Here is a 12,318-nt window from a genome sequence, read left to right as displayed (position 1 = left end):
AGCGACGACACCGGCGGTACCGCGAGACCCAACGCGATGGCGCAAGCCGAGCCGGCGCAGAACGCGCGCCACCAGAACCTGCAAGTCTTTCCGCCCACATCGGCCGACACTGCGAAAGCCACGGGTCGACGGACCCGTCTCGCACAACCGCGCGACATTCGCGCCGGAGGCAAGGTCATGCTTCGCCGAACCGTCTTCGTCACCCTGCTCACCGCCGCCGCGACCACCGCCGTGGCCGCCCAGGAAGTCCCGCCGCAGAAGCTCGCCGTCTCGCCCGTGTCACGGAACGTCGTGATGTCGGAGATCGGCAGCGATTCGCTGAAGCGCACCGGCGCGGACGGCGCCAGTCAGGACCCCGCGGATGCGTCGATGAACAGCAGCGATTCGTTCAAGGACGTGCCCGTAACACCGGTCGCGATCGACGAAGCGGCCATGAAGCGACCCGCCTTGCACGAATAGGTGCGCGGGAACTCAGTCGACCTCGGGCAACACGCTGATTTCCTCGTCGCCGATCCTGACGACCTGACCGGCGCGGACCTTGAACGTCTTGCGCAGCTCCTGCACGCCGTCGACGGTGACGAGGCCGTCGGCCACCATATGTTTGCCTTCGCCGCCGCTGGACGCGATGCCGGTGAGCTTGAGCAGCAGGTTGAGTTCGACGTAGTCGCCCTCGAGGCGGAATTCATGGAACGACATGGCGAGAGGAACCGCAGGGGATGGGGCGCCATTAGAGCGCAATTCGCCCCCCGATGTTGAGCAACATGAAGTCGTCCGCCGTGAGGCCAGCCGCGGCGAGCGCTTCGCCCAGCAGCCGGGGTGGTTCGTCCAGCGCGTCGTCCGCCAGTTCGAACGCGCCCCAGTGGATCGCGACCGATCGTTCGCAGCCGACCTCGCGATGCAGGCGCACCGCTTCGTCGGGATCCACGTGCTGACCCCGCATGAACCAGCGCGGCGAGTACGCACCGATGGGCAACGCCGCCAGATGGATGGTGCCGACGCGCTCGCCGATCTCGGCCAGTCGTTCCGAATACCCCGTGTCGCCAGCGAACCAGAACCGGAAGCCGTCCTTCTCCATCACCCAGCCGCCCCAGAGCGAGCGGTTGCGGTTCCAGAGCGTGCGGGCGCTCCAGTGTCTCGCGGGCACGAAGGTGAAGGTGGCGCCCCCGATCGACGTCTCGCCCCACCAGTCGAGCTCGCGGACGTTGTCGATGCCGTGCCGCGCGAACCATGGCTTCAGCCCGAGCGGCACGACGAACACCGCCTCGGGGAACCGGCGCGCGATGGACTTCACCGTCGCGGTGTCCAGATGATCGTAGTGGTTGTGGGAGATCGCCACGACATCGATGGGCGGCAGGCCTGCGACGTCGACCGGCGCCGCGGTACGACGCCGTGGCCCGGCGAACGAAAGCGGCGAGGCGCGACGTCCGAGCACGGGATCGGTGAGTACGGCGATACCGCCGCGTCGCACGAGCATGCTGGCGTGCCCCAGCCACCAGGCCGCGTCGTCGACGCCATCGAAGGCAGCCCGCTGCCACCAGCGGTGCGAGAACGCTTCGTAGCCGTCGCGGGGCGGACGCGGAAGCCCGGCTTCCTTGCGTTCCCGACGCCAGCGCTGGAGATCGCCTGCGCCGCGCGTATCGGGTTCGGGGTTACGGAATCCGTGCGGCGTGTGATGCGCGCTCGCGGGATCGTAGTAAGGATTGGTCCAGGCCATGCGATGCCTTCGCGGGAGACGGGTCGCAGGATGACCTGCGGCCCGTCGTCGCGCCGTTCAAGGCGTCAGTCGACCTCGACGCGCCGCACCTGCGACAGCCAGTCCTCGAGGTTGTAGTAGTTGGTGATGCGCGTGATCCGCCCGTCGACCACGTCGAAGAACGCGCCGCCGGGTAGCACGTACGTCTGTCCCTGGGCGAACGGCAGGCCCTCGTCGGTGGCCTTGTATTCGCCGTGGACGACGTATTCCGCCGCCGCGCGCGTGCCCGCCGCGTTCGTCATCACGACGATGTTCTTCAGCTGCTCGCCGTAGCTCACGTTCATCCGCGCCAGGAACGCCGCGAAGCGCTCGCGGCCGACCTCCCTGCCTCCCTGGTTGATGTCGTGGACCACGTGCTCGTCCAGCAGGGCGAGCATGCCGGCCCAGTCCCCGCGGTTGAAAGCGTCGTAGTAGCGATGGATCAGGTCGACGGTGTCGTTCATCGATGCACTCAGTAGAGGATGACGGAGCGAATGGCCTTGCCTTCGTGCATGAGGTCGAAGGCGCGGTTGATGTCTTCGAGGCCCATCGTATACGTGATCATGGGATCGATCTTGATCTCGCCACCCATGTAACGCTCCACGTAGCCCGGCAGCTCGCTACGGCCCTTCACGCCGCCGAAGGCCGAGCCGCGCCAGACACGCCCGGTCACCAGCTGGAACGGACGCGTGCGGATCTCCTGCCCCGCGCCGGCGACGCCGATGATGATCGACTCGCCCCAGCCCTTGTGGCAGCACTCGAGCGCCGCGCGCATCACGTCGACATTGCCGATGCACTCGAACGAATAGTCCACGCCACCGTCCGTCAGGTCCACGATCACCTGCTGGATCGGCGTATCGGGGTAGTCGCGCGGATTCACGAAATCCGTGGCGCCCAGCATCTTCGCCATCTCGAACTTGGACGGGTTCGTATCGACCACGATGATCCGGCTGGCCTTCGCCATGACCGCCCCCTGCACCACCGACAGGCCGATGCCGCCCATGCCGAAGACGGCGACGGTGGCGCCCGGCTCGACCTTGGCGGTATTGAGCACCGCGCCGATGCCCGTGGTGATGCCGCAGCCGAGCAGGCAGACCTTGTCCAGCGGCGCGTCCTTGTTGATCTTCGCCAGCGAGATCTCCGGCAGCACCGTGTACTCGCTGAACGTGCTGGTGCCCATGTAATGCAGCAGCGGCTTGCCGCCCATCGAGAAGCGGGACGTGCCGTCCGGCATCAGCCCCTTGCCCTGGGTCACGCGAATCTTCTGGCAGAGGTTCGTCTTGCCGGAACGGCAGAACGAGCACTCGCCGCATTCCGGCGTGTAGAGGGGAATGACGTGGTCGCCCGGCTTCAGGGACGTGACGCCCTCGCCCACCTCTTCGACGATGCCGCCGCCTTCGTGACCGAGGATCACCGGGAACGCGCCCTCCGGATCCGCGCCCGAGAGCGTGAACAGATCGGTGTGGCACACGCCGGTCGCCACGATGCGCACCAGCACTTCCCCGGCCTTCGGGCCCTGGACGTCGATCTCCTCGATCGAAAGCGGCTTGCCGGCTTCCCACGCTACGGCGGCACGAGACTTCATGGTGTTTCCTTTGAAAGAGGCGTCGGGGACCGGTCGTTGGCCGGAGGAAGACCGTCGATTCTAACGACCGCGGACGGTCGCGCGTAGGGCCCATACGGGCGCGCATTGCCTTTGCGCGCCGGATGGAGTTAAACTAGGGTTAACGGATACCCGCCGGACGGCGAACGAAAGCTCGGGGTAAGGGTGCGATAGAGGGCACGAATCACCTCGATCGGACATGCCTTTGAACCTTTTCCTCACAAGCCTGTCCAAGAACTCGATGCTTGGAAGCCCTTGTAAAGCCCCGGGCCGCCCATACTGAAGGGACATAGGAAACTCGTTAGTTCAGGAATTCGGGCCTTAACCCGCGTGACGAAAGCCTAACGAACCGATTGTTCACCAAACGAAACGGACCGAGCGCCCGGCACACCTTCTAGGGAAGGTCCCGCAAGCGTAATGTCCACGCCACGCCATAGACCGGCGGCGTCGGCGCCAGAGAATCGAAACATCCGGTCATCAACGACTGGGAGACACGACCATGAACGAACTGCGCAACGAATTCGGCATCACGACCTTCGAATACGCCACGGGCAACCGTGTCATGGAAGCCAACAGCGGCTTCGACCTGTTCGGCGGCGAGATGGACGGCTATGACTGGCTCGGCGAAGTCGCCACGCGCCTGAGCAACGACGCCGTCTGATACAACACGTTCCCCACGACGAAGGCCCGCCTCACGGCGGGCCTTCTGTTGTCAGGACGCTTTCCGCGCCCGGGTGCGGGCCGCCTTCTTCGCGGCCGTTTTCCTGCCTGCGGCGCCCTTGGTACGGACCGCTTTCTTCGCGGCCGCGGATCGGCTGGCCGCCGTACGCTTCGATGCACTTTTGTGCCCCTGCGCCGACAGCGAGCGCGTCGATGCGGCCGCGTGCCCTTCGCGCTTCAGCGCCGCCGTGCTCGCGCGTGACCGGGCAGCGGAGGTCTTCGCCGTCGCCCTTTTCGCGGTAGCCTTCCTCGCCGTGGTCTTGCGGGCCGACGAGCCGGACGCCCGTTTCGTCGTCGCCGCCTTCTTCGCCGCGGTTCCCGACGAGCGCATGCGCGACGCCGTCGAATCCCTGGCCGCCTTTTTTTTCGTCGCCTTGCTCGCCGTCTTCGACGGCTTCGCATTCACGCCGGCGCGCCGGGCCTTCGAAAGGCCGATGGCGATGGCCTGCTTCGCCGACCGTGCGCCGTGCTTCCCTTCGCGAACGTGCTCGATTTCCTCATGCACGTACTCACCGGCCTGCGTGGATGCCGATTTCCCTTCGCGCTTGTCCTTCCGTGCCCTGGCAGTGGTCATTTTCTCGGGCATGGCTCGGGTCTCCTTCGCACTGTGGATTCAGGGGATCCGGATCGCGAGCGCTTCCGGCGCGTCCGTTGGCGGCGTGCCGTCGTCTTCGGGCGTATCGGGGTGCGCAGGTCGTTCCTGCGGCGTGCTCTTCGACGGATCGACGGCGGGCATTTCCGGTCGCGCGCGCGACGGCGATTCTTCGGGAATGACCGGCGCTCGGCCGGGCGTTTCAGGCTCGTGGTGGGTCTGCATCGCGTCCGGCGCCTCGGTGTCGTCGGCGAAAGAGACTGCTCGGTGCAACGTGACGTCGATGTCTGCCGGGCGTCACGCCAGACCGAACACCTGCGCCACCAGCCAGACGTTCGCCAGCGAGATCGTGGCGAAGAGCAGCCAGGCGACGCACGACACGAGCCGCGTATTCGCGAACCCGCCCATCAGCTCGCGGTCGTCGGTGAAGCGGATGAGCGGATACATCGCGAACGGCAGCTGGATGCTCAGTACGACCTGACTGGCCACGAGCAGTTCGCCGATGGCCCGGTCGCCCATGGCGGTCACGCCGATGAACGCCGGTACGACCGCCAGCCCCCGCGTGATCAGGCGGCGCTGCCAGCAGGGAAGCTTGAAGTGCAGGAAGCCATCCATGATCACCTGGCCGGCGATGGTGCCGGTGAACGTCGAACTCTGTCCCGACGCGAACAGACCGATGGCGAACGCGATGGCGGCGAGGGTCGTGCCTGCGATCGGCGCCAGCAGTTCGTAGGCATCGCCGATGTCGGCGACATCCGTCCGCCCCGTGCCGTGGAACGCGGCCGCGGCGACGACGAGAATGGCGGCGTTGATGAGCAGCGCGAGGCTCAGCGAACCGATCGTGTCCAGGCGCGTCAGCCGGATCGCCTCCCGCTTGCCCTCGGTACCGCTCACCGCGCGCGTCTGCACCACGGAGGAATGGAGGTACAGGTTGTGCGGCATGATCGTGGCGCCAAGGATGCCGATGGCGAGGTAGAGCGGCTCCTGCGCCGACACGGCGTGCAGCGACGGGATGAATCCCTTCGCCACCGCGGCCCAGTCGGGTCCGACGAGGAACAACTGCACCACGAAGCACAGACCGATGGTGCCGACCAGACCGAGGATGATCGCCTCGACGCGACGGAACCCCCTGCCCTGCAAGCCGAGCACGATGAACGTGTCGAGCGCCGTCAGCGCGACACCGACCGGCAGCGACACGCCGAAGAGCAGTTTGAACGCCAGCGCGCTGCCCAGTACCTCCGCGAGGTCGCACGAAATGATGGATATCTCGGCCAGCACCCATTGGATTCGTCCGATCGCCTTGGGATACCGCTCGCTCGAGAGGCGCGCCAGATCCTTCCGCGTGGCGATGCCCAACCGTGCCGCAAGGCACTGCAGCATCATGGCCGCAAGACTCGACAGCAGCACCACGAACAGCAGGCGATACCCGAACCGCGAACCCGCCTCGATATCGGTCGCCCAGTTGCCGGGATCCATGTATCCGACGGACACCAGCAGGCCGGGTCCCGCGAAACGCGCGACCTTCTTCCACCAGGGCAGATCGGCGGGGACGACGATCGACCCCGCGACTTCGGACGGACAGAACGGCGCGGTGGCCGTCTTGGGAAACGAAAGCATGCGCGCATCGTAGCGGGATCGACGCACGTCGTATGCACCCTCCCGCGACGCGAGTTGCACGCCCGTGCGCTCAGATTGCTTTTTTCTGCCGGAGACGCCCCATGACTTTGAAAGCCCTCGGCCTGAACTGCACCCTGGTGCCCTCGCCCAAACCTTCGTCTTCGCAAAAGCTGCTCGACCAGTTGTTCGCCGCGCTCAGGAAACGCGACGTGGTCACCGACAGCGTCCGGCTCGTCGACCTCGACATCAAGGCTGGCGTCAGTCACGACGAGGGCGATGGCGATGACTGGCCGGACGTGCGTCGCCGGATCATGGACGCGGACATCCTCGTCGTCGTCACCCCCATCTGGGTCGGGCAGCCTTCGAGCATCGCCAAGCGCGTGCTGGAACGGATGGACGCGATCCTCGGCGACATCGGCGACGACGGCCGTTACCCGACGTTCGGAAAGGTCGCGATGGTGGGTGTAGTGGGTAACGAGGATGGCGCGCACCATGTCTCCGCGGAGCTTTACCAGGGCCTGGCCGACTTCGGCTTCACGATTCCCGCTGGCAGCTCCGCGTACTGGGTCGGCGAAGCGATGGGTTCCACGAACTACATCGATCTCGATGAAACGCCAGAGCCCGTCGCCAGGTCGATCGAGACCCTCGCGTCGAACGCCGCCCACCTCGCCGGCGTGCTCAAGGCATCGAATTATCCTGCGCCGTTGAAAGGTGGGTGAACGACGCCCCACGCGCGCTTCACGCCGTTTTCTGCCGTTTCCGCCTTTCATCGGAACCCTGCGAACGACGCAGATCAACCAGGAGACGCATCGTGGACAAGAACCGTACGGAAGGCATGAAACACGAAGTCAAGGGCGCCGTGAAGGAAGTCGCCGGCAAGGTCACCGGTAACCATGCGAAGGAAGCCGCGGGCAACATCGAAAAGAATGCCGGCAAGGTGCAGAAGGAGGTCGGCAAGGCCGCCGATAAGGCGCGCGACGCGAACCGCAACCACTAAGGGAGCGCGTTGACGGTGGGAGCCGAGGGCTCCCACCGTCGCTTCAGCCATTGTCCTGCGCAGCGATGGCCCAGCGCCGGGAGCGGAACCATCGACGCGTGCTGCGATTGGCCGGTTCCGAAAACCATCGTGCCACGCACCAGCCCAGCGCGGACGTCAATGCCACGGCGGGCGCGAACCAGATCCATCCCCAGGCCGTGTCCGTTCCCGTCGCGCGTGCGATCGCGACGAGCGAAAAAACCACGAACATGTGCGTGAGATAGATTTCGTAGCTCGAGCGCCCCATCGCGCGCAGCCAGCCAAGGCCGTGCGCCCCGGCGCCGTTCTCCGGCGAGCCGAGCACCAGACACACGGACGCACCGATCAGGACGAGCATGTAACCCTCGCGGATCGCATGCCAGAGCCAGCCGCCCGAGAACATCACCAGCGCCAGCCCGGCGATCCCGGTGACGCGAAGCAGGGCGCGGGATCGCGGCATGGCGAGCCAGGCTCTGCCGCGTCGCCGATCCACCGCGAGCGCCGCGAGCACGCCTGCCGCTATGGCACCCATCCCCGGCAGATAGGCTTTCTCCTGCCAGATCTCGTTGTCGACGATCGCCGCGCGGGTGAAAGGCACGGACACCACCAGCGCGATCAGCGCCGGCACGAGCCAGCGCGTGCGCCCGAGCGTCAGGCATACGAGCGGAAACCCGAGGTAGAACACCTCTTCGACCGACAGCGACCATAGGACGTCCCAGCCACCGGGCAGCCACCCCGTGCGCGCTTCGTAGACGTTGAGGGTGAAGGTGAATGCTGAAAGCGTCGCGCCGAGAGGCGACTGCCGCGCCGCGTCGATCGTGTAATCCGGCACCGCCAGCGCATGGCAGCCGAAAAGGATCGCGACGAGGGCGACGAGACAGGGCCCGATACGCGCGACACGCCGCGCGTAGAAGCCGCGCCAGTCGATGCCGGCCAGCGCGCCATCGCGTTCGAGCGTATGCCGTGCGATCAGGAAACCCGATATGACGAAGAAAACGAAAACGGCCTCGTAGCCGTTATAGATCAGCCCCTTCAGCAGCGGCGCGGGAAACCAGCGTCCCGCATCCGTCTTGTGCAACGGAATGCGTAGCCCGAGGTGGTGGACGACCACGAGCAGGATGCTGGCGCCGCGCAAGGCATCGATGCCGGGGCTGCGCGGGAGTGTCGCCTCGGACATGCGTCGCTTCCTTCGTTCGGTCGCGGCAAGCATAAAGCGAAGCGCCGCCCATGGGGCGGCGCTTCGGGGCATACGAGGCTCCTGCGTATCAGGTGCAGCCGCGAACCAGGAAGATGAGCAGCAGCACGGGGATCGGCACGCCCAGTATCCAGAGCAGGATGTAGCCGATGCCACCCTTCTGCTTGCCGGTCGCCGGCATCTTCTCGTCGTTCATGTGCTGTCCCTCCATTGGTGATGACGGGACAAGGGTCCATGGGCCAACGTGGATCGCACGTGACAGCTTCGCCACGATCGCGTTCGCGACCACGTCGTCATGCGACCTCGTGCATTATGTGCAGGTCTCGCCGCTCAGAGGATTTCCCATGCCGAAGCTCCGCCCCACCCTGCTCGTCCTCGCGCTGGCCGCCGCCGGGAGCACCCCCGCGGCGACGGTCATTCGCGGCGCGACGGTGATCGACGGGACTGGCGCCGCGCCCCTGACCGACGTCACCATGGTGATCGACGGGGACCATATCTCTCTCATGGGCCCGGGGCTCCGCGCGAAGATGCCGGCGGACACGAAGGTCGTCGATTACACGGGCAAGACCATCATCCCCGGCCTCGTCTCCGACCATGCGCATGTAGGCTCGGTCGATGGGACGAAGAGCGGTACCCCCGTGCTGTACAACCGCGCGAACATCCTGCGCCAGCTGAAGCAATGGCGAACGTACGGGGTGACCACCGTGACGTCTCTCGGCTTCAACCTTCCCGCCGTGTTCTATCCGCTACGCGCGGAGCTCCACGCCGGCAAGGCCGACGGTGCCGACCTCTTCGGGGCGGACCGCGGTATCGGCGTGCCCAACGGCGCGCCGCCAGCGAAGATGATGACGGTCGGCTCCGACCAGCTCGACCGTCCGGAAACGCCGGCGCAGGCGCGCGCCGCGGTCGATGCCGCCGCCCAACGCGGTACCGACCTCATCAAGATCTGGATCGACGATTTCAACGGCTCGCTGCCGGTGAAGATGAAGCCGGCGATCTGGCATGCCGTGATCGACGAAGCCCACGCGAAACACGTGCGCGTCGCGGCGCACGTCTACTATCTCGACGACGCGCGCCAGCTGGTCGACGCCGGCGTCGACATCCTCGCCCACGGCGTGCGCGACCGCCCGGTGGACGCGGCGTTCATCGAAGCGATGAAGAAGCACGGTACGTGGTACGTCGCCACGCTCGATCTCAACGAGGCCGCGTTCATCTATGCCCGGCACCCGGCGTGGATGGACCGGCCCTTCTTCACCCGCGCCGTGCAGCCCGATCTCGCGAAGCAGTTCGCCGATGCCGCCTGGCGCGACCGTGTGCAGCAGGACGGATCGACGCGCACCAACGAAGACGCGCTGCGCACCAACATGGCCAACCTGAAGGCGCTCTACGACGCCGGTGTCGCCATCGGATTCGGCACCGATGCCGGCGCGACGCCACTACGCATTCCCGGCGTGGCCGAACACCGCGAACTGGCGCTCATGGTCGACGCGGGCCTGACGCCGGTGCAGGCCATCCAGGTGGCCACGCAGCGCGCGGCCGCCCTGCTCAACCTGACCGACCGGGGCGTGCTGGCCAACGGCAAGCGGGCCGACTTCATCGTGCTCGACGGCGATCCGTCGAAGAACATCGAAGCGACGACGACGATCCGCGCGGTGTGGCAGCGCGGCCAGCAGGTCGCCGGACCGCTGGAAAGCACCGGACCCTGACCATGGCCGGTCCGTCGACGCCCGATCCCTTCGCGTTCCTGCCGGTCGATTCGCCGACGGCCGACGAGATCCGTGCGTTCGACTGGAGCGCGACGCCGATCGGACCCGCGCCATCGTGGCCGATCGCCCTGCGCAGCATCCTGGCCACGATGCTCGCATCGCCCCAGCCGATGTTCGTGTCGGTGGAACCGGGCCAGCTCTTCTTCTTCAACGATCCGTACCGGCCCATGCTGGGCAAGCGGCTGCATGGCGCGATCGGCCAGCGCTTCGACGCGCTATGGGCGGACGTCTGGGACGACGTGTCCCCGCATGTCGAAGGCGCCCTCGCCGGCAAGGCCAGCATGCACCGCGACCTGCCGCTCACGATGACCCGCCACGGATTCCCCGAGGACACCTGGTGGACGTTCTCGTATGCGCCGCTGCGCGACGAGAACGGCGACATCTTCGGCATGATCGCCGTCACGATGGAGACCACGCGCGGCGTGCGCTCGACGGCCGCGCTGCGCGCGCTCAACGCGTCGCTCGAGCGCGAGGTGGATGCACGCACGCGCGAGCGCGACCAGATATGGGGCATCTCGCGCGATCTCTACGTGGTCATGGGGCGCGACGCCCGCTACCGCAACCTCAATCCCGCGTGGGCGAACGAACTCGGCTACGACATCGCCAGCCTGGTCGGCGCCGCGTTCGACGACCTCCTGCATCCGGACGACCTCGAGCGGGCGACCGACGCCGTCTCGCAACTGCTGGATGGCGAGGTCGTCGAGGATCTCGAGGTGCGCATCCGCGCCGCCGACGGCACGTACCGCTGGTTCGCGTGGACCTGCGTGCCGGATGGCGAGGTCGTCTACGGCATGGGTCGCGACGTCGGGCGGCGGAGGGACATGGAGGACAAGTGGCGCCACGCCCAGAAGCTCGAGGCACTCGGGCGGCTTACGGGTGGCATCGCGCACGACTTCAACAACATCCTTGGCGGCATCGGCGGCGCCATCGAGGTCGTGACCGAACGGCTGGAGAGCGGGCGCACCGACAGCGTCCCTCGCCTGCTCGATGCAGCGGCGGGGGCGGTGAAACGTGCGGCCGGTCTCACGCATCGCCTGCTCGCGTATTCGCGCCAGCAGGCGTTGTCGCTTTCCGACGTCGACGCGAACGCCATCGTGCGCGGTCTCGACCTGCTGCTGCGCCCCCTGCTGGGCGAACAGGTGACGTTGTCCCTGCGCATGCAGCCAGATCTCTGGAGAACGCTCTCGGACGCGAGCCAGCTCGAAAGCGCGGTACTCAATCTCGCGATCAACGCGCGCGATGCGATGCCGCACGGCGGCGAGCTGGGCATCGTCACGCGAAACGCGCCCGCCACCGACATCGGCAACGGCATGGCCGACCACGTCGTCATCGCCGTGACCGATACCGGCATGGGCATGTCGCGCGCCACGGTGGAGAAGGCATTCGATCCGTTCTTCACCACCAAGGCGATCGGCCAGGGCACCGGCCTCGGCCTGTCGATGGTCGACGGCTTCGCAAGGCAGACCGGCGGACGCGCCATCATCGAGTCTCAACCGGGCAACGGCACCACCGTCAGTCTCTGGCTGCCGCGGCACATCGGCGACGTCGCCGCGACGGTCGGCCATGCCGCCCGCGAACGCAGCGACGGCGCCGGGCGGCGCGTGCTGCTCGTGGAAGACGAACCCATGCTCCGTTCGATCGCCTCCGAGGTGCTGGAAGAAAGCGGTTACGACATCGACGCGTGCGCGGATGCCGCGGAGGCCCTCGGCGTGCTGCACGCCGGCCGTGTGCCGGACATCGTGGTGACGGACATCGGCCTGCCGGGGATGGACGGCAGGCAGCTCGCACTGACCGTGCGCGAAACGCACCCGGCCATGCCGTTCCTCTTCATCACCGGCTACGCCTGGGACGCCTTCGCCGATTCGCCACACCTGCCCGAGCGATGCGCGCTGCTGAGCAAGCCATTCTCGCTGCGCGCCCTGATCGGCGCGATCGACGAACTCCTGGAAGGCACGGCGCCGTAAACCACGATGTCGCGACAGACCGGTGGGAGCCAGCCTGCTGGCGATGGGCGCTTGCCGCGAGCACCGCATCGTCCTTGAAGGCGCGTGTTGCTTACTCGACCGCCTAGTTCTTCG

At 66.8% G+C, this 12,318-nt stretch carries 15 protein-coding genes; 6 read left to right on the top strand and 9 right to left on the bottom strand.

The window, feature by feature from the left end:
- Positions 1-177: 177 nt before the first annotated feature.
- Positions 178-459, top strand: a complete 282-nt coding sequence (locus BMX32_RS15900; RefSeq protein WP_139206764.1) for a hypothetical protein — start codon at positions 178-180, stop codon at positions 457-459.
- A gap of 12 nt (positions 460-471) precedes the next feature.
- Here BMX32_RS15900 and BMX32_RS15895 read toward each other — a convergent pair whose 3' ends face one another.
- The 4 genes from BMX32_RS15895 to BMX32_RS15880 form a co-directional block, all read right to left on the bottom strand.
- Positions 472-696 carry an RNA-binding S4 domain-containing protein gene (locus tag BMX32_RS15895; protein ID WP_089980553.1) on the bottom strand — a complete coding sequence of 75 codons (225 nt, stop codon included), beginning with the start codon at positions 694-696 and terminating at the stop codon, positions 472-474.
- Positions 697-727: 31 nt separating this feature from the next.
- Positions 728-1,714, bottom strand: coding sequence for an MBL fold metallo-hydrolase (locus BMX32_RS15890; RefSeq protein ID WP_089980551.1), 987 nt, complete (start codon positions 1,712-1,714; stop codon positions 728-730).
- Positions 1,715-1,779: 65 nt separating this feature from the next.
- Positions 1,780-2,196 carry a ketosteroid isomerase-related protein gene (locus BMX32_RS15885; RefSeq protein ID WP_089980548.1) on the bottom strand — a complete coding sequence of 139 codons (417 nt, stop codon included), beginning with the start codon at positions 2,194-2,196 and terminating at the stop codon, positions 1,780-1,782.
- Between the two features lie 8 nt (positions 2,197-2,204).
- Entirely contained in the window at positions 2,205-3,317 is a 1,113-nt protein-coding gene (locus BMX32_RS15880; RefSeq protein ID WP_089980545.1) for an S-(hydroxymethyl)glutathione dehydrogenase/class III alcohol dehydrogenase, read from the bottom strand.
- A 517-nt stretch (positions 3,318-3,834) separates the two neighbouring features.
- On the opposite strand from BMX32_RS15880, the gene BMX32_RS18735 reads away from it, so the two are divergent.
- Positions 3,835-3,996 (top strand): hypothetical protein, encoded by a 162-nt coding sequence (locus BMX32_RS18735; protein ID WP_170843706.1) that lies wholly within the window; start codon positions 3,835-3,837, stop codon positions 3,994-3,996.
- Between the two features lie 51 nt (positions 3,997-4,047).
- Here BMX32_RS18735 and BMX32_RS18810 read toward each other — a convergent pair whose 3' ends face one another.
- The 3 genes from BMX32_RS18810 to BMX32_RS15865 are packed head-to-tail and all read right to left on the bottom strand — an operon-like array spanning position 4,048 to position 6,264.
- Positions 4,048-4,641: a DNA-binding protein gene (locus tag BMX32_RS18810; protein WP_089980543.1), complete on the bottom strand. Its 594-nt coding sequence runs from the start codon at positions 4,639-4,641 to the stop codon at positions 4,048-4,050.
- Positions 4,642-4,668: 27 nt separating this feature from the next.
- Positions 4,669-4,920 (bottom strand): hypothetical protein, encoded by a 252-nt coding sequence (locus BMX32_RS18805; RefSeq protein ID WP_139206763.1) that lies wholly within the window; start codon positions 4,918-4,920, stop codon positions 4,669-4,671.
- Between the two features lie 24 nt (positions 4,921-4,944).
- Positions 4,945-6,264 carry an Nramp family divalent metal transporter gene (locus tag BMX32_RS15865; protein WP_089980538.1) on the bottom strand — a complete coding sequence of 440 codons (1,320 nt, stop codon included), beginning with the start codon at positions 6,262-6,264 and terminating at the stop codon, positions 4,945-4,947.
- Between the two features lie 101 nt (positions 6,265-6,365).
- On the opposite strand from BMX32_RS15865, the gene BMX32_RS15860 reads away from it, so the two are divergent.
- Positions 6,366-6,983, top strand: a complete 618-nt coding sequence (locus BMX32_RS15860; protein WP_089980535.1) for a flavodoxin family protein — start codon at positions 6,366-6,368, stop codon at positions 6,981-6,983.
- A 92-nt stretch (positions 6,984-7,075) separates the two neighbouring features.
- Positions 7,076-7,261, top strand: coding sequence for a CsbD family protein (locus BMX32_RS15855; protein WP_089980532.1), 186 nt, complete (start codon positions 7,076-7,078; stop codon positions 7,259-7,261).
- Positions 7,262-7,304: 43 nt separating this feature from the next.
- Here the strand turns inward: BMX32_RS15855 and BMX32_RS15850 are convergent, their stop codons facing one another.
- Positions 7,305-8,456 carry an acyltransferase family protein gene (locus BMX32_RS15850; RefSeq protein WP_089980529.1) on the bottom strand — a complete coding sequence of 384 codons (1,152 nt, stop codon included), beginning with the start codon at positions 8,454-8,456 and terminating at the stop codon, positions 7,305-7,307.
- A gap of 88 nt (positions 8,457-8,544) precedes the next feature.
- Complete coding sequence (locus tag BMX32_RS19040) at positions 8,545-8,670, bottom strand: hypothetical protein (protein WP_280140860.1); 126 nt, start codon at positions 8,668-8,670, stop codon at positions 8,545-8,547.
- Positions 8,671-8,818: 148 nt separating this feature from the next.
- On the opposite strand from BMX32_RS19040, the gene BMX32_RS15845 reads away from it, so the two are divergent.
- Together BMX32_RS15845 and BMX32_RS15840 are read left to right on the top strand one after the other, a co-directional pair.
- Positions 8,819-10,180: an amidohydrolase family protein gene (locus BMX32_RS15845; protein ID WP_089980526.1), complete on the top strand. Its 1,362-nt coding sequence runs from the start codon at positions 8,819-8,821 to the stop codon at positions 10,178-10,180.
- Between the two features lie 2 nt (positions 10,181-10,182).
- Positions 10,183-12,204, top strand: coding sequence for a hybrid sensor histidine kinase/response regulator (locus tag BMX32_RS15840; RefSeq protein WP_089980524.1), 2,022 nt, complete (start codon positions 10,183-10,185; stop codon positions 12,202-12,204).
- The last annotated feature ends 114 nt before the right edge of the window (positions 12,205-12,318 follow it).

This window comes from Luteibacter sp. UNCMF331Sha3.1, from assembly GCF_900109915.1.
Lineage (GTDB): Bacteria > Pseudomonadota > Gammaproteobacteria > Xanthomonadales > Rhodanobacteraceae > Luteibacter.
This window is presented reverse-complemented; position numbering and strand designations above follow the sequence as displayed.